Annotated in this window: 16 protein-coding genes; 7 read left to right on the top strand and 9 right to left on the bottom strand. The window is 67.3% G+C overall.

All coding sequences use genetic code 11. The annotated features are described in order from the left end of the window. Positions 1-119 precede the first annotated feature (119 nt). Together ACFSJG_RS13830 and ACFSJG_RS13825 are read right to left on the bottom strand one after the other, a co-directional pair. Positions 120-887: an ABC transporter ATP-binding protein gene (locus ACFSJG_RS13830; protein ID WP_378485772.1), complete on the bottom strand. Its 768-nt coding sequence runs from the start codon at positions 885-887 to the stop codon at positions 120-122. After that, positions 884-3655: an ABC transporter permease subunit gene (locus ACFSJG_RS13825; protein WP_378485771.1), complete on the bottom strand. Its 2772-nt coding sequence runs from the start codon at positions 3653-3655 to the stop codon at positions 884-886. Before ACFSJG_RS13825 ends, ACFSJG_RS13830 begins: the two co-directional genes overlap by 4 nt. A gap of 507 nt (positions 3656-4162) precedes the next feature. Here ACFSJG_RS13825 and ACFSJG_RS13820 point away from each other — a divergent pair. Next, positions 4163-5497, top strand: coding sequence for an NtaA/DmoA family FMN-dependent monooxygenase (locus tag ACFSJG_RS13820; RefSeq protein ID WP_378485770.1), 1335 nt, complete (start codon positions 4163-4165; stop codon positions 5495-5497). A 4-nt stretch (positions 5498-5501) separates the two neighbouring features. Continuing rightward, complete coding sequence (locus ACFSJG_RS13815) at positions 5502-7328, top strand: flavin-containing monooxygenase (RefSeq protein WP_378485769.1); 1827 nt, start codon at positions 5502-5504, stop codon at positions 7326-7328. 77 nt (positions 7329-7405) lie between these two features. Here the strand turns inward: ACFSJG_RS13815 and ACFSJG_RS13810 are convergent, their stop codons facing one another. The 6 genes from ACFSJG_RS13810 to ACFSJG_RS13785 all read right to left on the bottom strand — a co-directional run bounded on the left by ACFSJG_RS13810 (position 7406) and on the right by ACFSJG_RS13785 (position 13943). Next, positions 7406-8200 (bottom strand): IclR family transcriptional regulator, encoded by a 795-nt coding sequence (locus ACFSJG_RS13810; protein WP_378485768.1) that lies wholly within the window; start codon positions 8198-8200, stop codon positions 7406-7408. 152 nt (positions 8201-8352) lie between these two features. Then, entirely contained in the window at positions 8353-9009 is a 657-nt protein-coding gene (locus ACFSJG_RS13805; RefSeq protein WP_378485767.1) for a 3,4-dihydroxy-2-butanone-4-phosphate synthase, read from the bottom strand. Positions 9010-9013: 4 nt separating this feature from the next. Further along, positions 9014-9313: a hypothetical protein gene (locus ACFSJG_RS13800; RefSeq protein WP_378485766.1), complete on the bottom strand. Its 300-nt coding sequence runs from the start codon at positions 9311-9313 to the stop codon at positions 9014-9016. Between the two features lie 20 nt (positions 9314-9333). Further along, positions 9334-11742, bottom strand: coding sequence for a CaiB/BaiF CoA transferase family protein (locus ACFSJG_RS13795; RefSeq protein WP_378485765.1), 2409 nt, complete (start codon positions 11740-11742; stop codon positions 9334-9336). A 67-nt stretch (positions 11743-11809) separates the two neighbouring features. Then, the gene (locus ACFSJG_RS13790; protein ID WP_378485764.1) at positions 11810-12787 is read right to left on the bottom strand and encodes an enoyl-CoA hydratase/isomerase family protein; all 978 of its coding nucleotides are present in this window, start codon (positions 12785-12787) and stop codon (positions 11810-11812) included. 469 nt (positions 12788-13256) lie between these two features. Then, entirely contained in the window at positions 13257-13943 is a 687-nt protein-coding gene (locus ACFSJG_RS13785; protein WP_378485763.1) for a TetR/AcrR family transcriptional regulator, read from the bottom strand. A 505-nt stretch (positions 13944-14448) separates the two neighbouring features. On the opposite strand from ACFSJG_RS13785, the gene ACFSJG_RS13780 reads away from it, so the two are divergent. The 5 genes from ACFSJG_RS13780 to ACFSJG_RS13760 all read left to right on the top strand — a co-directional run bounded on the left by ACFSJG_RS13780 (position 14449) and on the right by ACFSJG_RS13760 (position 19808). Beyond that, positions 14449-15315 carry an SDR family NAD(P)-dependent oxidoreductase gene (locus ACFSJG_RS13780; protein ID WP_378485762.1) on the top strand — a complete coding sequence of 289 codons (867 nt, stop codon included), beginning with the start codon at positions 14449-14451 and terminating at the stop codon, positions 15313-15315. Then, on the top strand, positions 15312-16499 hold the full coding sequence (locus ACFSJG_RS13775; protein ID WP_378485761.1) for an NAD(P)/FAD-dependent oxidoreductase: 1188 nt from the start codon (positions 15312-15314) through the stop codon (positions 16497-16499). The genes ACFSJG_RS13780 and ACFSJG_RS13775 overlap by 4 nt, the downstream gene beginning before the upstream one ends. A 92-nt stretch (positions 16500-16591) precedes the next feature. Continuing rightward, positions 16592-16786 carry a ferredoxin gene (locus ACFSJG_RS13770; RefSeq protein WP_378485760.1) on the top strand — a complete coding sequence of 65 codons (195 nt, stop codon included), beginning with the start codon at positions 16592-16594 and terminating at the stop codon, positions 16784-16786. A 38-nt stretch (positions 16787-16824) separates the two neighbouring features. Further along, positions 16825-18054, top strand: coding sequence for a cytochrome P450 (locus ACFSJG_RS13765; protein ID WP_378485759.1), 1230 nt, complete (start codon positions 16825-16827; stop codon positions 18052-18054). Then, complete coding sequence (locus ACFSJG_RS13760; RefSeq protein ID WP_378485758.1) at positions 18051-19808, top strand: FAD-binding protein; 1758 nt, start codon at positions 18051-18053, stop codon at positions 19806-19808. The genes ACFSJG_RS13765 and ACFSJG_RS13760 overlap by 4 nt, the downstream gene beginning before the upstream one ends. A 71-nt stretch (positions 19809-19879) precedes the next feature. Here ACFSJG_RS13760 and ACFSJG_RS13755 read toward each other — a convergent pair whose 3' ends face one another. Then, complete coding sequence (locus tag ACFSJG_RS13755) at positions 19880-20497, bottom strand: maleylpyruvate isomerase family mycothiol-dependent enzyme (protein ID WP_378485757.1); 618 nt, start codon at positions 20495-20497, stop codon at positions 19880-19882. Positions 20498-20503 lie beyond the last annotated feature (6 nt).

The raw sequence follows: 20503 nt of genomic DNA, 5'->3' as shown, positions 1-20503 counted from the left end.
ACCTTTCGACGTGTGGCGTGTGCCGTGATCTCGTGTCGGATCTGGGGTGGTCGCTTTCGCGCGGTGCACGAAATGCGTTGAACTGCTGTGTGTTCAGGGAAACCTGTGCGGGTCGGCCATCACTGGACCGCGTCAACGTGCACTGCGGGAACGACACCTCCCCCCGGGACGGTGTGCTCGCCGAGGTAGGCCTGCTCGATCCGCTGTGGATCGGCCGCGAGTTCACCGGCGTCTCCCTCGAGTGCCTTCTCGCCGTGACGGAGGACGAGCGCTGTGTCGGCCACTCCCAGTGCCAGCTGAACGTGCTGTTCCACCAGGATGATTGCGGTGTCGGTGTCGTTCGCAACCTGGCGCATCACGGGCAGCAGGCGCTCGACGACGACCGGGGCCAGCCCCATGCTCAACTCGTCGACGAGCAGGACGCTCGGGTGCTGCGCCAGCGCCCGACCGATGGCCAGCATCTGCTGCTCGCCGCCCGACAGGGCTCCCGCCGCGACCTTCAGCCGCTCGCCGAGACGCGGGAACCAGCCGAGGATGCGGTCGCGTTCACCGGGCCACCTGCGCCTGCCCGGGACGGCCAGGCGCAGGTTCTCGGCCACCGTCAGCGTGGTGAAGAGCGCCCGGTTGTCCGGAACCAGCACCAGTCCGGCGCGGGACGCGCCCCTGGCATCTCCCGGTCGCAACGGCGTCCCGTTCACCTCGATCGTCCCGCCCAGAGCCGGCAGGAGGGCCGCGAGGGTCAACAGAGCGGTGGTCTTGCCCGCGCCGTTGGGACCGAGCATCGCGAGGACCTCGCCGCTGCGGAGTTCGATGTCGAGGCCGCGGACACAGGGCCTGCCCTTCGTGTAGCCGGCCGCAAGATCGGTGCAGCGCAGTACCGTCGTCATGCGTGGAGCTCCTGTCCGCTGTGGGTGGCACCGAGGTAGGCGCGGGTGACGGCGGGATTGCGCCGCACCTCGTCGGGTGTGCCGACTGCGATGACCTTGCCGAGATCCAGGACGACGATGCGGTCGCACACCTCGAGGACGAGTTCCATGTCGTGGTCGACCATGACGATGGTGGTGCCGTTGTCGCGGATCGCCCGCAGTCGGTGGCCGAGCCACTGGCTCTCGTTGGTGTCGAGCCCTGCCGCCGGTTCGTCGAGCAGCACGACGTGTGGTCGACCGGCGAGCGCGCGCGCCACCGACACGAGCTGGCGCTGTCCCTGGGACAGCTCCCGGACCGGGCGGTCGACGACCCGGTCCAGGTGCAGGACCTCGAACAAGTGGTCCATCTCGGTGTCGTCGAGCGGTCGGCGGTCACCACCGTGTTGCCGCGCTGCCGTGGTGCCGACCTCGACGTTCTCGCCGACGGAGAGGTCGTCGTAGAGGTCGATTCCCTGGAACGTGCGTCCGAGTCCCGCCCGGCTGCGCTGATGCGGCCGCAGACCGGACAGCGCCAGTCCGTCCAGGTCGACCGTGCCGTCGGACTCCGCGAACCCGCTGATCGCGTCGATGAACGTGGTCTTGCCTGCCCCGTTCGGTCCGATCAGGCCGATGATCTCGCCGTCGCGGACATCGAACGACACGTCGTCGAGTGCGGTGATCCCGCCGTAGTGGACACCGATGCCGCGGGCGGAGAGCACGACGTCGCCGAACTCGCGACCGGGGCCGGTGTGGCGCAGGGTCTCGGCATCCGGTGTGACGTCGAGATCGGTGTCGAGTGCCGATTCCGAGGGCCTGCCGAGCTTCGCCTTCACCGCGTCGATCCGCTTGTAGACATCGGAGATGATGCCCTCGGGGCTCGCGATGACCGTGACGACGAGCAGGATGCCGGTGATGACGTGGTAGTACTCGCCCACGTTGGCGACCCGGTCCAGGAAGACGAACATGATGCCGCCGGCTCCCATGACGCCTGCGAGCATCGCGCCCGAGACGCTGGTGATGCCCGCGAGATAGCAGATTGCGAACATTGCGATGCCGCCGATGGCCGTGAACGCCTCCGGGACGGCCATGGTCTGCTGGTACGCCATCAGCGATCCGCCGATGCCGGCGATGAACGCGCCGATGGCGAATGCGACGAGCTTGGTGCCGGACACGTTGATTCCGGACGCCGCTGCGGATCGCTCGTTCGCGCGCACCGCCAGCATGGAGGCGCCGAGCCGGCTGGTCCGGAGCTTGACGACCGCCAGCGCCAGTACGACGAGCACGGCCAGGCAGAGCAGGCCGAAGGGGATGCGCGGGTAGGAGTCGCCCACGCCGATTCCGAGATCGATGCCGAAGAGCGACGGCGACTCGACCTTGGCGCCGTCGATTCCGCCGTTGAGTTTGTTGTTGCGGAACCAGAACGCCTCCAGGAACACCGCCAGTCCGAGCGTCACCACGGCCACCGGAAGTCCCCGAATCCGAAGGGCGGGGAGGCCGACCACGACTCCGACCACCGTGGCGACCAGTGCGGCGAGGATCGGCGCGACAGGGAACGGAATCCCCATGTTCGTGGTGAACCTGCTCAGCATGAACGCCGCGACACCGCCAAGTGTCAGCTGCGCCAGGGAGATCTGGCCGGCGAACCCGGTGACGACCACCTGCGAGAGGGCGATGATTGCCAGGGTGAACGTGATGATGACTGCGCCCCGGTAGCTGCCGTCGGTGAACAGCAGGAAGGCGAGGGCGATCGCGGTCCAGACGATGCCGATCAGCAACACGTTCCTCGGGCGCCGGGCAACCCCGAGCGTCGACTGGACGATCGCGCCGCGGGTGGGCAGCGGCTTGCCGCGGAAGACGAGGAACACCAGCATCACGACGAGCGGAATCATTTCCGCGACGCCCGATCTGGGGATCCAGTCGACCGTCGTCTGGAGGTGGGTCACCTCCGACTGCAGCATGCCGATGCCGATGCCGGCCGCCACTGCAGGCCCGATCGCGCTGAAGTTTCCCACCAGGGCCGCCGCCAGGGCGGGCACGATGAACAGCGTGTAGGAGACCGGGATGAGGGGGACGATCGGCGCGATCAGGATCCCCGAGAGGCCGGCGACCATCGTGCCGAGTGCCCAGTTCGCGTAGGCGATGCGTTCCGGTGACAGGCCGGACACCAGTGCGCCGGTCTCCGACTCCGCGGCGGCCCGGGTCGCGAGACCGAAACGCGTGAGGCGGAACGCGAGGACCAGAACCACGGTGATCGCGACGATCAGCCCCGCAAACCACAAGCGGTCCAACGGAATCCGGATGTCCCCGAGCCTGACGATGCCGGTGGGCAGGATCGGGTCGACCGACACGGGCGAGGTACCGACCCGTGCGGCGAGGAGCGCCTGGATCGCGAGCATCAGCGCGATCGACGCGACGGCCTTCGCGGTGGCGGGTGCCGTCCGCAGGAGCCGGAACACGGCGAAGTAGAGCAGTGCACCCAGTCCCGCGGCGATGAGCAGCGCGACGGCCATCGCCGGGGCCAGTCCCATGGGTCCCCCGAGGTCGAGGGTCTTCGGCAGACCGGGGATCGGGATCAGCAGCTCGCCGTCGCGGAGGTAGGCATAGGTGTAGGCCACATAGAGCGCGATCGCACCGGTCGCGAAGTTCACGACGCCGGAACTGCGGTAGGTCATGACCAGGGCGAGAGCGAGTGCAGCGTAGACGGCGCCGTTGCCCAGGCCCAGGAGTAGGAACTGGATGTCTTGTGTCATCGAAACCTCTTCGAGGCTGTGCAGGTGGGGTGCGGGGGTGGTGCCGAGGGCCGCGGTGCCTGCCGGCTCGTCGTGCTCCGGTGACCGGTCTGGCCGGACCGACAGGTATCGCGCTCCTCGTATCTTACGTAGATAACTATGTGGTCGAAGTTACTATTGCACATCGCTCGCGTGGCTGTCACGAATTCCGGGGGAGTCGCATCGGGGACTCGTGAACGGGAGTCCGGAGGTGGTTCGGCGACCGTTCGGACACGCGGTTCTCCGGTGGCGGCCCGGTCTGTCTTTCGTTGCCTCGCAGCAGGTGTGAGGACGACGGCGAGGGGCCGTCGAACGCTTGCAAGCAAAGACCCGACACGCGTGTCGGCGCCTCCGGGGATTCCATCCACCGGGATGTTTCTTCCGGCCGGTGGCGGTGGTTCTCATAGCCTGGTCACAGGGCGCAGGGCGGTAGCCGCCCGATTCACGAGTCCGCATCGGATCTGGCCGAAAGTCGAAGACGGAGAGCAGATGTCAAACAAGCGCTATTTACACCTGAATCTCGTCGGTAACGAGATCAACCACCACCAGGGGACGCCCGCGTTCGAGCGCGACCACGGTGGCGGACCGGACCGGACCAACGCGTACCAGCCGATTCTGGAGATGGGAAAGCTCGCCGAGGAGGGACTCTTCACGGCGATGTTCCTCGGTGACATCGCAGGTACTGCCGGTTCGCCGGCGTTCGACGGCGGCCCGCCGGAGCCGATCACCGCGTTCGCCGCGCTGGCCACCCAGACGCGGTACCTCGGTCTGATCGCGACGGCGTCGACATCGTTCTACGACCCGTACAACCTGGCACGACTGCTCGGCTCGCTCGACCAGATCTCCAACGGCCGTGCGGGATTCAACGCCGTCACCAGCGTGAGCGAGGAGTGGGCGCTCAACTACAGCAAGGACGGGCACCCGGACCGCGCGACGCGGTACCAGATCGCCGACGAGTTCCTCGACGTGGTCAAGGGGTTGTGGGAGAACCGTGAGCTCCGCTTCGACCCCGACGGGATCCGGCGCTTCTACGCGGATCCGATCAACCACCAGGGCAAGCACTTCCAGGTGCTCGGTCCGCTCAACGTCGCCCCGAGCCAGCAACTGCGTCCGCTCATCGCGCAGGCGGGTGGCTCCGGACCGGGGATCCGGGTCGCAGCCAAGCACGCCGAGATGGTGTTCACGAACGCGAACACCTACGAGCAGGCCGCCGACTACCGCGCTCAGCTCGACGCAGCGCTCGTCGAGGCGGGACGGCCCGCGGGGACGGTTCCGGCGATCCCCGGCCTGATCCCGTTTCTGGGCCGGACCAAGGCGGAGGCGGAGGAGAAGCTGCGGGCGCTCGACGACCACGTGCCCTACGAGATCTACGCACCGTTCGCGTTGATCCAGTTCGGCCTCGAGTTCACCTTCGACAGCATCGACGACCCGTTCCCTCTCGACCAGATCCCGAAGCCCGAAGACGTGCAGGACACGATCAAGAGCACCTACGGAAACTACGTCGGGCTGTACACCTGGATCACCGACAACCCGGGTGTCACCGTGCGCGACGTCACCGCCCAGTCACTTGCCCGCGGAGGCGCACAGCACCGCAAGTTCGTCGGCTCGTACGACGAGTTCGTCGACGATCTCGCCGGCTGGCACGCCCAGGGCACGGTCGGCGGGTTCAACGTGATGTTCCCGTCCGGCGTCCTCGACATCCGTTCCTTCGTGGACGAGGTGATCCCGCGCCTGATCGATCGTGGAATCTATCGCGGCACACCCGATTCACGACCCTTACGGGAGCGGTTCGGCAGCGAGATCCGCCTCAAGGGAGAGAAGTGAGCAGATGACAGTTACCGTTCAGGATCCGGGTCCACAGCCCGATTCCTTCGACCCCGAATGGGTACGGGCGAAGCACGCCTTCGAGCGGGCGAAGCGACTCCGGACCGACGCGGTCGACCAGTTCATCGAGGTGACGGCCGAGTTCTCACACTACGCGGACGACCCGTACACCGCGTTCGCCGAGCGGGACCCGGTGTCCGACGAGGTCGAGGTGCTGATCATCGGTGCGGGACTGGGCAGCCTGCTGGCCGCCGTGCGGCTGCGCCAGGCCGGTTTCGAGGACATCCGGATCGTGGACAAGGCCGGTGACGTCGGCGGAACGTGGTACTGGAACCGCTATCCGGGCGCGCAGTGCGACATCGAGTCGTACATCTACCTGCCGCTGCTCGAGGAACTCGGCTACATCCCTTCGCGCCGCTACGCATTCGGGCCCGAGATCCGCAAGCACTGCATCGCCATCGCGAAGCAGTTCGACCTCTACCGCAACTCCCTGTTCCAGACCGCCGTGACAGGAATGGAGTGGAACGACGACACCCGCAGGTGGACGGTGTCGACGGATCGGGACGACGCGATCACGGCGAACATCGTTCTCGTGTCCCCGGGTCCGCTGAGCCGACCCAAACTGCCTGGCATTCCCGGGATCAACGAGTTCCGCGGCCACACCTTCCACACCAGTCGATGGGACTACTCGTACACCGGCGGTGACGAATCCGGCGAGCTCACGGAACTGGGCGACAAGACGGTCGGCATCATCGGGACCGGTGCCACCGCACTCCAGTGTGTTCCTCATCTGGGGAAGGGCGCTGGCAAGCTGTACGTCTTCCAACGGACGCCGGCTGCGGTGGACGCACGCGGGGACCGACCCACCGATCCGGACTGGGCGGCGAGCCTGCAACCGGGTTGGCAGCGGGAACGGATGGAGAACTTCACCCGGATGACCGCCGGTGCGGGCGCGAACGTCGACCTGGTCGACGACGGGTGGACACAGGTGTCCGACGAGCTGACCACTCCGGCGGTGATGCGGGAGTTCCAACGGCGCGGTGGGCAGATGACCCTGGAGGAGATCGGAGACTTCCTCTTCGAAGAGGACTACAAGTCCATGGAGAAGGTGCGGAACCGGATCGCCTCGATCGTGGAGGACCCGGACACCGCCGAGAAGTTGAAGCCCTGGTACAAGCGACTGTGCAAGCGCCTCAGCTTCCACGACTCCTACCTGCAGACGTTCAATCGCGACAACGTCGAACTCGTCGACACGAACGGCAAGGGCCTGGATCGGCTGACCGCCGACGGTGTGGTGGTCGGAGACGTCGAGTACAAGGTCGACGCCCTCGTGTTCGCAACGGGATTCGAGGTCGGAACGAGCTACACCAGGCGTTCCGGATTCGACATCGTCGGGCGCGGCAGTGTGCGACTGAGCGACAAGTGGGCGAAGGGCCCCCGGACCTTCCACGGCTTGCAGTCGCACGACTTCCCGAACTGCTTCTTCCTGGGCTACACCCAGACGGGAATCGCGCACAACTACGTCCACACCGCCGAGGAGCGGGCCCGTCACCTGGCCTACATCCTCACCGAATGGCGGGACAGGGGAGGCTCCCTCGTGGAGGCCGACCAGCAGGCCGAGGACGACTGGGTTCGGACGATGGCCGAGACCACCGAGATGGGCAAGCAGTTCTTCGCGGACTGCACCCCGAGTTACCTGGACTCGGAGGGCGACACCCACAACCCCGACAGCCTGCTCTCCGCCGGCTACGGAGGAGGTCCGGTGGCGTTCTTCGAACTCCTCGAGCAGTGGCGAGCCACCGGCAGCCTCGATGGTGTGACGATCGCGTGACACACGAGAGGGCTCCGTTCACGCACACCGAGCGTGAACGGAGCCCTCTGGGTGTGGATCCCGTGCGGTCGCGCGGCTCAGCAGGCGCTGCGGTTCGCGGTCAACCGCGCCGAAATCGTTTGTGCGGCATGGACGACCATGCGGGCAAGCGGCTCGATCGGGTTCTCGCGCCGGGTGGCGATGGAGATGCCGCCCACAGGCCCGTCCTGGCTACGGATGGCGGCGCCGACGCAGGCCAGACTCGCGTAGCACTCGCCGCGTTCGATGGCCAGCCCGTTCCGGCTCCGCACGCCGGCGAGTTCGTGGTGGAGCCGGGTCATGTCACGAATGCTGTGCGCGGTACGCACGACTGCGAACGAACCGGTGTACTGGTTGTCGACGTACTCGGGACTGAGATCGGCCAGCATGGCCTTCCCCACGGCAGTGCAGTGCGCAGGTACCCGACTGCCGACCTGAGACGCCGACTGCATGCCCTGTCTCCCGGCGAACATCTCGAGGAACTGGACGTCACCGCCCGCGAGCGTCGCGATGTGCACGCTGGCACCGGTACGCATGGCGAGGGACTGCGCGATGTCGGACGCCGCGGAACGCAATTCGTGCTGTGCAAGTTCACGTCCGCCGAGGGTCAGCGCTCGGCTGCCGAGGCTGTAGTGCGTCTTGGTGTGGGTTATCCAACCGCAGCGGACGAGTTGATCGAGGATCCGGTGCGCAGTGGAGCGCGGGAGTCCGGTGTGCTGGTTGACGTCGTCGAGGGTCAGTTGCGCCAGTGGCCGGTCGAAGGCCTCCATGATCAGGGTCACGCGCTCGACCATCGAGGGCGGCAGCGGCGTTGGCGTCTTCGTGGGTGCGGAGTCCGACAGCAGAGTGGTCATGTTCACCGTCCAAGGGAGAAGGCCCAGAGTTCTGGGTCGGCGGATGGGATCGCGATCGAGCGCGATGAGTGGGTTCGATCGAGCGTCGTCGTGGTGGAGTTCCGGATCCGCGACGGGGACTGTGTGGTTGGGGCTGTGCGCACGGTCACTCCTCACGCCGAGCGCGCTCGGGAGACCTGGGTGGAGCGCACGACGGCGAGGCCGTGGAAGGCTGCGAACTCCACGGACTCGCCACGGGTCGGCAGGCCGGTGGCGTGCCGACCGGAGTCGACCAGGGTGGCGAACACCGCGGCGTTGGAGCCGCTCATCTCGACCAGTGCCAGTGCGAGAGAGGCGGTGTCGTGCTGTGACGATCCATTCGCCACACGGACGGTGACGACGTGGCCGGGACGTGTGAAGTCCGATGCGATCGCGTCGGGTGACCCGAGTCGGTTGATCGTGCGGGTTCGATCCGCGGCCGATATCCCGGTTCCGACGCCGACCGCCGCGTCCACGGCGACACACTGCTGCGAGGACAGGCGGTCAGTGCCCGGTGCGACCGGGGGGATCTGCAGCCGGTGACAGACGGGATCCCGCAGTGCCACCTGGAGGAATCCCGATGTGTGCCTGACCAGGAAGGCCGTTCGCCGCATGGTCAGGCGGTCTGCCGCGCACACCAGATCACAGGTTGTGGGCGACCCTCCATCGTCACACACCATCACGATCTCGCCTGCGCGGAGACGGGTGACCGCCTCGTGGACCGCGCACGCGTCCTCACGGATTCGAGTCCGTGCGTGGAGCGCGACGTCGACGAGTGATCCGGCGGCCATCATGTCAGTCCGATGCCGGAAGGGGAGTGGCGGACTTGATCCCCAGCACCACACCGTCGATGGCCAACTCGCCCTCGCCCGGTTTCGTGCAGAGCAGCTCCACGGAGCCGTCGCCGGTGGTGTATCGCTTGCCGAGTTGGGTGGCGCCTGCCTTCGGGGGCAGGCCCGGTGCGGCCTTCGGATCCGCGTCGGTCATCGGCTGTCCGCCACAGGTGAGATCGAGGTCTGCGTCGCCCCATCGGATGACCACCACCGTCGTCGAGTCGACGGTGCTGAAGAGTGACTTTCCAGGTGTCGGTTTCATCGTGAACCTTTCCGATCCGTTTAGAAGGCCAGTTTCCGGCCGATGACCCTGTCGTTCTCGAGTTGTTCCAGCTGGTCGGTGGCGACCCCGATGCCGGCGAGGACCTCGGTGTTGTGCTCGCCGAGGAGCGGTGCCGGACGCATGTCGAACTGCTCGGACGTCGACGTGAACCGGACAGGCAGCGTCGTGTGCCGGGCGACGCCGTTCACCGGGTGATCGACCTGGGCGAAGAACTTCCTCGACTCCAGTTGTGCCAGTTCGGTCTGCCGATGCGGCTGCATCACCTTCGCGACGGGAACCCCTGCGTCCCACAGCACCTCGACGATGTCGTCGGCGCTGCGTTCCCGGCACCACTGCGCCAGCTTCTCGTCGACGAGATCGTGCTGCCTGCGTCGGCCCTCCGCCGACTCCAACACGGGATCGAGGGCCCAGTCGGGCGACCCGACGGCACCGCGCAGGGCGACCCACTGGGTGTCGGTGGCGACGGCGATCGCAACCCAGCAGTCGTCGCGACCGAACTCGTCGATGCCGGCCGACTGGTAGAGGTTCTGGGGTGCAGCGACCGGGCCCCGGTTGCCGTCGCGGTTGAGCATCTTCCCGTACGCCGAGAACTCGACGACCTGCTCCGCCGACACGTTCAGCGCGGCTTCGATCATGCTCGCCTCGACCAGGGTCCCTTCGCCCGTGCGATCGCGATGGGCGAGCGCGATGAGCAGACCGTTCAGTGCGTGGATTCCGGCGTTCGGGTCGCCGATGGAGTACGGCTCGACCGGATCCTGGTCGGGATGGCCGGTCAGCCAGGTCAGTCCGGACGCGTCCTCGATGACGTAGGCGAACGCGGCCTTGTCACGCCAGGGGCCGTCGAGTCCGAATCCCGGCATCCGGACCATGATGATGTCCGGGCGCAGCGCCTTGACCGACTCGTAGTCCATGCCGATCTGGTCCAGCACCCGCGGGGTGTAGTTCTCCACGAGGACGTCGCAGGTCTTCACGAGTTCCTTGAGCAACTCGCGACCGCGTTCGGTCTGGATGTTGAGCGTCACGCCCTTCTTGTTGGTGTTCAGCCCGGCGAAGATCGGGGACTTCTCCCACCAGCTGTCGTCCGTCATGGGAACACCCGCGATGAATCGGGTCATGTCGGGCCTGGTCGTGGACTCGACGTGGATGACCTCCGCACCGAGGGTGGCGAGGATGTGCGTACACGAGGGGCCGGCCCAGAAGGCGGTCATGTCGAGCACCCGCATACCCGCGAACGGCTTGCCGGCAGGCGGGGCCTCCCGTCGGTCGCGGTTCCGCACGGGGGCGGCGAGTTCCGCGGTCACGGCTGCGGTGTGTTCGCCGAGCCGGGGCGCCGGTTCGGGCTGGTGGAGTTCGAACGAGCTCATCCGGTAGGGATGGCCCGGCTGACTGAAGCCGTGTGTGGGGTTCTTGACGAAGGAGCCGCGCTCCTCGTGGTGCACCATGTCGGTGAGGTTCGCGCCGTTGCCGACGGCGGCGTTGGGAATCCGGAAGGTGGTCGCCGCCTCGCAGACCCCGTCGACCGTGCGAGCGCCGATCCACTCGTAGATCTGGGGCGCGAACTGTGCTGCACGAGTGGCGATCTCGAGCGGCTTGTCGTCCTCGATCCACTCCGGGTGACCGACCATGACGCACAGGTCGTTCCACTGCTGGGCGGTGGCACATCCCAGTGCCACCATTCCGTCCGAGGCCTGCGAGACACCGGGGACGAAGATCGACCGCTCCGACCGGAACGGGCGGTCGCGCAGTTCCTGGAAGGTGACGGAATGGTAGGTGAGACCCTGGATCTCGGTCTCGAGCATGGACAGGTCGACGAGCTCGCCCGCACCGCCGCGAAGCAGCGACGCGAGGGTCGCCGCCGACGCGTAGGCGCCGGCGAACCATTCGCCGATCCGTCCTCCCACGTGTACCGGTGCGCGATCGGGGGCTCCGCGACCGAGGCCGACGATCCCGCCCGACCACGCCTGCAGTGTGAACTCGGTCGCCGCGCGATCGCTCCACGGCCCCTCGAGACCGAACGGGGTGATGGCGGTGACCACGAGGTGCGGGTGGGCGGAGCGGATCGCCGACGGCGCGAAGGCGGGCAGACTCGCGAGCCGGGACTCCGGCGACCACACCACGGCGTCGGCGCTGTCGAGCAGGCGGTGGAGCAGCTCGATCCGGTCGGAGTCGTCGGGATCGACGACCAGGCTCTTCTTTGAGCATGCGAGATGGCTGAACAGGGCACCGTCGGTGCCGGTGTTCGCGGCGGAGCCGGATGCGGACCAGCCGCGAAGCGAATCCCCCTCCGGCGGCTCGACCGTCACGACCTCGGCACCGCCGTCCGCGAGAATCTTGGTGCAGTACGCGCCGGCGATCCCGTCCGACATGTCGACGACGAGGAAGTTGTCCAGAGGGGGTTGTTCGGACATCGGCAAACCTGGCCTTTCGAAAGTGATCTCGGAGTGTGTCGGATCCGGCTGGCTGTGTGCGGGGCGCTCAGGGGCGGCGTCTGCCCGACTTGCTGAGCCGGAAATCCGGAGGGAACTGGTCGTCGTTGCTCTTGACCGCGTTGTTGATGCCGGCCGAGAGGGTCTCCTCGTCCAGGCTGAGGTCCTCCGCATCCGGCATCGCGGTTCCGCCGAGCGATTCGAACAGGGCGGTGATCATGCTGCCCATGTACTCGCCCTGCTGCTGCTTCATCAGTTCGAAGAACACCTTCTGCATGAACACCGTGTCTGTGGGCCGGGTACGCGCACACGCCAGTGCGTACTTCTCGACCTCGGCCTCGAGCTCGTCGCGAGGGACCACCCGGTTGGCGAAGTTGCAGTCGTACATCTCCTGGGCGGTGAAGGGGCGACCGGTGAACACCATCTCCTGGAACTTCCGAATCCCCATGGTCTGCGCCCAGGTCCACATGCGTGGTCCGAACCCGATGTAGCGGAATGCCGGGTGCCCGAACAGGGTGTCGTCGCTCGCGATCACGAGGTCGGCGTCCGCCGCCTGGTAGAAGTGCCAGCCGTAGCAGTAGCCCTTCGTCTCGACGATGCTGATCTTCTTGAAGTCCTGCAGGCTGCGGCAGCCTGCAGCCGAGTTCGCGTACCACTGGGTGATCGAGGCACCGCGCCGGTACGACCCGGGTGGGGGGAAGTTGACGGCGTCGGCGTCGTCGATGCGCAATTCGCGCATCCGGCCGGAGGCGGTGGGGTCCATCTCCATTTCCATCGCCTCGGGCAGGTCCGCGCCGGAACCGAAATCGGACCCCACGCCGCGGATCACCACGACCTTGACGTCGTCGTCGATCTCGGCGCGGTGCAACAGATCCGCGTAGCGCAGACGGGCGTCGGCCGTGGGCGCGTTGAGGTGATCCGGACGGTTGAAGGTGATGGTCGCGATCTTCGTCTTCGGATCCTTGTCGTAGAGGATGATCTCCTCCGCCGACGGGCGATCGTCCTGGGTCACCGCGGTTTCTGTCATGTGGCTACCTCCGTGTCCATCAGGTGTCCGCCGACGGTGATGCTCGAGTCCGTTGCCGGAATCGGCGGGAAACCGTGATCAGTGCATCGAAATGATTTGGGGTGCAAGCAGTCTGGCGAGGATCGAGGAGGTCGTCGGCCGAGTGCGCCGATGCCGGCCGCTCGCGTCCGGATGGGCGCCGTCGAAGCTGGAGTCGGTGTGCGGCACGGGCCGTGCTGCCGGCCCTCGATCCTGGTGCCAAGTGAACCGCATCACAGTGGCAAAGTCAATCAACTGCTTGATTGATGGCCGAACGGGAGTGAAGACGCAGGTCAACACACCAGGCTCGCCTCGAATGCATGCGAGGCGAGCCTGGTGTGGGGATGCGGGAGGGTCGCGCAGTGCGGAGGTGAATCACCCACGGGGCGACGGTGCGCGGCATCGGAGATGCCCGCCGCGGTGCGGATCGGGTGGCGAGTGGGCTGTGGCGTCAGGCCGGCGTGACCGGTGCGGTCCACACTCCGACCAGCGCGTCGACGAGTCCGGTCGCCAGTTCGTTCCATGTCGACCTGATGGTCGGAACGCCGTCGGCCAAGGCTCGTTCGTGCTGCGCGCACATGTGAATGATGAGGAACAGTGCGCAATCCTGGCGCTCGGGCTGGATCTGCGCCGGGAGGAACGGAAGGCACGAGAGGAGGCCTTCCTGCAGTTCGTGCAGGGATTGCGAATCGCCCCAGGACTCCGCGAGCAGAATGCCTCTCAGTTCGGGGTCGCCGATGAGCTGTGCGCCGAATCGTGCGAACCAGGTGGGGGAGCCCAGTTCTTCGAAGCGCAGGGTGATCGGCAGGACCTGGCACTCGATCCAGTCGCGGACGTTGGTCGACCCCATCGCCTGCGCGACGACCTCGTTCCGCTTCGGTTCCACGCTCTCGTGAAAGCGGCGGACCAGTGCGCGAATGAGGTCGGTTCGGCTGCCGAAGTGATAGCCGACCACGGCGGTGTTCCCCTGACCTGCGGCTTCGGCGATCTGCCGGTTCGACACCGTGTAGATGCCGTTCTCGGCGAACAGGCGTTCGGCGGTGTCGAGAATGAGCTCCTGCGTTGCTTCCTTCTTGCGCTGACGCGTGGCCGGCCCCGCGACGTACCCCTCTTCGGGGGCGGTCGATGCAGTCGCCACGTGTCTGACCTCGCTCTTGTTCGCTGTGACTCGGTTCTGGCAGCCGGACGGCGCGCAAACCGCGGATCGGCCGCGTCCGTGCGCGTGCTGCCCGGTTCTTTGCCAGCCTACACGTGAATCAATCGATTGAGTGGATCGGGCCCGCAGGCCGGGACGATGCACGTCATGCGGGTCGATCGGGCGTCGAATCTCGGGTCCGCCCCGATTTTCGCCGCGTTGTGGTGGCTGCGCCCGTCGTCGGGTCATCGAGACACAGGTGCAGGCAGGAAAGTTTCAATCAATCGCTTGACAAGGTTGTGTGACGCTGCCACCCTGGGTGCCACAGTGAGACCTGGAACACACCCACGGGGGGTGTCGGGTCTCGCCCGCGAGCGAGGGTCGGTACGAACCGGCCACTCGACGGTTCTCAACGGTTTCGAATCCCGACTGCTGTCGCGACCAGGCCCGGTCCGCGAATTCTCCTGAACCCATCCGCATTTCACATCAGATTCGAAGGGCGCCGCACATGACCAACGAGTTGTCAGGGAAGATCGTCGTCGTCACCGGTGGTGCCTCGGGGCTCGGTCAGGGCATCGTCGAGAAGTTCGTGGCCGAGGGCGGCCGCGTCGTCATCGCCGACGTCGACGAGGAGGCCGGCCGCGCGCTGGCCGCCGCACTCGGCGATGCGGCCGAGTTCGTGCGTACCGACGTCGCGGTCCCGGCCGAGGTCGCGGCAGCCGTGGATCACGCGGCCGAGAAGTACGGACGGCTCGACGTCATGGTCAACAACGCAGGAGTCTCCGGGACGATGCACTCGAGCTTCCTGGACGACGACCTCGCCGATTTCGAGAGGGTGATGAGCGTCAACCTTCTCGGAGTCATGGCCGGTACGAAGTTCGCCGCGGTCCGGATGGCCGAGACGGGTGGCGGTTCGATCGTCAACATCTCGTCGATCGGCGGCATCCAGGCGGGCGCCGCGGTCATGACCTACCGGGCGTCGAAGGCCGCCGTCATCCACTTCACCAAGTCCGTCGCAATCGATCTGGCGCAGCACGACATTCGTGTCAACTGCATTGCGCCCGGCAGCATTCCGACGCCGCTGCTGGCCAAGTCCGCAGTGGCCATGGGGGCCGATGCGGACACGTTCATTGCGATGGTGCGCCAGATGATGGCCGCGAACCGGCCGCTGAAGCGTGACGGCTCGAGCGAGGACGTCGCGGACGCCGCCCTCTACTTCGCCTCCGACAGGTCCCGATACGTGACCGCGACCCTGTTGCCCGTCGACGGCGGCACCTCGGCCGGTCAGACCACACAGGTTCAACAGGGCGGAGGGCAGCAACAGAAGGCCGACGAGTCCGAACTCGTCGGTTCCGGTCAGAGCGGCGAGGCATGACGACGGAGACCGGTGTCCTCGTCGTCGGCGCTTCCGCGGCCGGCCTGTCGACCGCGGAAGCGCTGCGGCGCGGCGGATACGACGGAGAGATCACCATGATCGGCGCCGAGGTGCACGCGCCGTACGACCGGCCCCCGCTGTCGAAGCAGGTGCTCGCGGGCGACTGGGCTCCCGACCGTGCCGTGCTGCGCGCCGAGGACCACATCGACGGGCTCGGCATCACCGTCGCGCTCGGCGAGACCGCTCTCTCGCTCGACGCCCGGACCCGGACCGTGCGCACGTCCCGGCGTGAGATCTCGGCGGATCACGTCGTGATCGCCACGGGAGCCCATCCGCGTTCGCTGCCCGGTCAGCCTGTGATCGACGGTCTGCATTCGTTCCGCTTCGTCGACGATGCGACCGCACTGCGGGCCGACCTGCTGGAGGCCCGGCGACTGGTGGTGGTCGGGGACGGCGTCCTCGGCGCCGAGATCGCCGCAACGGCACACGAGATGGGTGTCGACGTCACCGTCGTGGGCCCGCAGGCGGGATTGATGGAATCGCAGCTCGGTGGCGGGATCTCGTCGGTGCTGACCGAACTCCACGCCGCGCAGGGGGTCGGTCTCCGCCTCGGCGAGGCGGTGGTCGGATTCGCCGAGTCGGGCGGCCGGGTCGGCGGGGTCGAACTCGCGACGGGGGAGACACTTCCCGCGGACGTGGTGGTCGTCGCCGTCGGCGCGGCACCCGTGACGGACTGGCTGCGGGACAGTGGACTCGACGTGGACGACGGCGTCCTGTGCGACAGCGCGTGCCGGGCCGCCGAGGGAATCTATGCGGCCGGGGACGTGGCGCGTGTGCGTGACGCGGTGACGGGCACCAGCCGCCGGCTGGAGAATCGAACCAACGCGACCGAGCACGGACTGACCGTCGCCGCCGAGATACTCGGGCAGCCCCGCGGTCCCGTCGGAGCCCCGTACTTCTGGACCGACCAGTTCGCGACGAAGATCCAGGTGCACGGCGTGATCCCGAGAGGCGCCGAGATGACCGTCGTGGAAGGCGATCTCGCGGCCGGACGATTCGTCGCCGCCCTGTCCATCGACGGAACCGTCGCCGCGATCGTCGGGTGGAACATGGCCAAGCAGTCGCGCCGACACGTCGGTCGGATCGGACACACGGTCCACGAGGACCAGGTGGGCGTCGGGTGACACCCGGCGACCGACGGGTCCGAATCCCAGGACCACGTGTGCGCCCGACAACTCTCGCCGCCGTCACAGCGGCTCCCGGCTAGGAGACATCCATGAAGATCACCATCGACCAGGGCAAGTGCATTGCGGCCGGCCAGTGTGTCGCTGCCGCGGACACGGTCTTCGACCAGAGGGACGACGACGGCATCGCGTTCCTCATCGACGAGGATCCGCCTGCCTCGGAAGCCGCCGACGTCAGGCACGCCGCCGCGGTGTGTCCTGCCATGGCCATCGTCGTCGAAGACTGACCCACTCCGTTCACAGCTGACCAGCGAAGGACACCCCGATGTCAGAAGCAGTCACCGAATCACTCACCGAGACACCCTACTTCCCGATGGAGCGCGATCCGCGGTGCCCCTTCGACCCGCCGGAGGGAACCAAGAAGCTCCGCGAGATCAACCCCGTCAGCCGGGTGGAGATCTGGGACGGCTCGAAGCCCTGGCTGATCACCGGACTGGAAGCGCAGAAGGAGCTGCTCGGTGATCCGCGCATCAGCGTCGACGAGAAGCTCCCCGGCTTCCCGCACTGGAACGAAGGTATGGCCGCGAACGTGGGCATCCGGCCCAAGTCGGTGTTCAACTCGGACGGCGAGGAGCACGCCCGGTTCCGCCGCATGATGACCCGCGCGTTCACCGTGAAGCGGGTGAAGGCGCTCCGTCCGTTCATCCAGCAGACGGTCGACGAGCTGATCGACGCGATGGTGGCGGGGCCGAAGCCCGCCGATCTCGTGGAGAAGCTCGCACTTCCGGTTCCGTCGATCGTCATCTGCCAGATGCTCGGCGTTCCCTACGAGAACCACGACTTCTTCCAGGAGAACTCCGTCCAGGCCGTCGACCGGTACGCCACGCCGGAACAGAACATGCAGGCATTCGCCAACATGTTCATGTTCATGCTCGAGATCGTCCAGAAGAAGATGGAGGATCCGGCCGACGACGTGCTCAGCGACTTCGCCGGGTACGCCAGGGACGGCGAGATCGACGCCGCGGAAGCCGCCCAGATGGGCCTGGGCATGCTCATCGCCGGACACGAGACGAGTGCGAACATGATCGCCCTCGGCACGCTGGCGCTGCTCGAGAACCCGGACCAGTTGGAGATGATCCGCGACGCGGAGGACGACACGGTCGTCGCCGACGCAGTCGAGGAACTGATGCGCTACCTGGGCATCATCCACAACGGTCAGCGCCGGATCGCACTCGAGGACATCGACATCTCCGGGCAGCACATCAAGGCCGGCGACGGCGTCATCATCGAGCTCAGCTCGTCCAACTGGGATCCGGCGGCATTCCCCGAGCCGGAGAGACTCGACATCACACGTTCGGCTCGCCTGCACACCGGCTTCGGGTTCGGTCCGCACCAGTGCATCGGCCAGCAGTTGGCGCGGGCCGAACTGCAGATCGTCTACAGCACCCTGCTCAAGCGACTGCCGGACCTTGCCGTCGCGATTCCGGCAGACCGTGTCGAGTTCAAGTCCGACCGCCTCGCGTACGGCGTCTACTCGCTGCCGGTGACCTGGTGAGCACGCGCGAAACCGGCACGGACGGCGACGAATCCGAGAACGGAGGCCAGGCCGGGACCGAATGGGACCACACCACCGACCTGCTCGTCGTCGGGTCGGGCGGCGGACTCGTCGGAGCTCTCCGCGCGTCCTCGCTCGGCCTCGACGTGGTCGTCGCCGAGAAGACGGACAAGGTGGGCGGCTCCACCGGTATGTCGGGTGGCGTCATCTGGCTGCCCGACAACCCGATGCTTGCCCGCGTCGGTGTCCCGGATTCGTACGACAAGGCCGTCGCGTACTTCGACACCGTCGCGGGCAAAGCCGAAGACTGCAGTCCCGCCTCCTCCACGGCCCGTCGTCGGGCGTATCTCGTGTCCGGGTCCGAGATGTTCACCTTCCTCGAGAACGAGGGAGTGGAGTTCATCCACTGCGAGGGCTACAGCGACTACTACTCGGGAGTCCGCGGGGTCGAAGGCGGGGTGGCACGGTCACGTTCGGTCGAGGCGACGGCCTTCGACACGCGGCAACTCGGTGAGTGGGCGCAGCGACTTCGTCCTCCGGTGGCAGGCAATCTCACGCTGTACACCTACGAGGCCGCGTACGTGTCGAGTCTGTTCACCCGCACGGGCGTCGCCCGGATGTCGCGGGTGATGGCGCGGACCGTGGCCGGAAGGCTGCGGGGGCGGAAGAACGTCACCAACGGCGCGGCGCTGATCGGTTACGTGCTCAAGGCGCTGCTGACGCGTGGTGTCCCCGTGTGGACGGAGACCGCATTCGTCGATCTCGTCGTCGAGGACGGCAAGGTGGTCGGCGCAGTTCTGGAACGGAACGGCAAGGAGATCCGCGTCCGCGCCCGGAAGGGTGTGCTGCTGTCGGCGGGCGGGTTCTCGCGCAACCAGACGATGCGTGAGGAGTTCTCGCGGGACCAGCCGGGCCGGGTCGAGTGGACGAGCGCGAACCCCGGTGACACCGGCGAGGCACTCCAGGTCGCGATGAAGCACGGCGCGGCAACCGACATGATGGACGAAGCGTGGTGGCTGCCCTCGTGGATCATGCCCGACGGCGTGCCGTCGATGTGCATCAGCGAACGCAGCAAGCCGGGGTCGATCATGGTCGATGCCCAGGGCAACCGGTACTTCAACGAGGCCGTCGCGTACCAGGAGGCCGGCCAGTCGATGTTCGCGCAGGAGAAGGCGGTCGGCGGCGCGCTGCCGTCGTGGCTGATCGTCGACTCCCGGCACCGGTCGCGGTACGTCTTCGGCGGGGCGCCTCCGGGGAAGACCCCCAAGGAGTGGGTCACCAGCGGAGCGATGAAGAAGGCGGACACCCTCGAGGACCTGGCACGTCAGTGCGGTGTCGATCCCACTGCTCTGGCCGCGACCGTCGATCGGTTCAACGGGTTCGCGGCGACGGGGGTGGACGAGGACTTCCACCGCGGCGAGGGCGACCACGAGAAGTACCAAGGTGATCCGTCCCGGAAGCCGAATCCGTGCCTGGGGCCCGTCGCGAAGCCGCCGTTCTATGCGGTTGCGATGTACCCGGGCGACATCGGAACCAACGGCGGGCTGCTCTGCGACGAACACGGGCGGGTGCTGACAGAGGCCGGTGCGCCGATCCCCGGCCTGTACGCCGCGGGCAACATCACCGCGTCGGTGATGGGGCGCAAGTACCTCGGTGCGGGTGCGACGATCGGTCCCTCGGTCGTGTTCTCGTTCATCGCCGCCGAGCACGCGTCGGACAGATCCGGCAGCGAGACGGCTCCGACCGCCGGGTAGCCACCGGTGGACCACTGCGCGCCCGCACGCGAACTCTCCGTGCGGGCGCGCAGTTCTCACGTCCGTCGGGATCAGGCCATGCGGGCCCGCAGCGTCGGGACCCCCGGACCGGACAGCTCGTCGAGCACGATCGGTCGCCCCACCATCGCCAGTGCCAGCGACTCTCCCGGGCCCGTGACCTCCGGTCCGCTTCCGTGGCGCCAGTCGAGGTCGGTCGCGACGAAGGTCAGGCCTCGGGTGAACCGAAAGGGGAAGGCGAACGGATCGGGGCGGCCCAGAAGGAGTCGGAGTCGCTCCGGGTCGATCGTGCGGGGGAGTCCGAGGGGGCGACGGATGTCCTGCTGGTGTACGACGTGGTCCGCCAGGGCGATTCGCGGCGCGTAGCGGGTGAACCAGCTCGACCGCGCGGACTCCGCGAGCCCCGCGACCAGGACGTCGGTCGGGACGTCTCGCTGCGATGCCACCCAGTGGTCGTTGAACGCGTCCGGCATCGGCCGGCGCAGGAACATTCGTGCGTAGCGGGCCTGCGTGACGGTGTCGAGGCTCAGGTGAGCGGCGACGTCGCGGACGGTCCAGCCTCCACACAGCGACGGCGTCCGCCACTGTTCCTCGTCGAGGCCCGCGAGCAGGCCCACCAGCTCGGCGCGTTCGGCCACGACGTGTTCACGTACTCCGGTGTGTCCCCCCATGCGGCG

The sequence above is a fragment of the Rhodococcus gannanensis genome (genome assembly GCF_042681175.1).
GTDB lineage: Bacteria > Actinomycetota > Actinomycetes > Mycobacteriales > Mycobacteriaceae > Rhodococcus_G > Rhodococcus_G gannanensis.
This window is presented reverse-complemented; position numbering and strand designations above follow the sequence as displayed.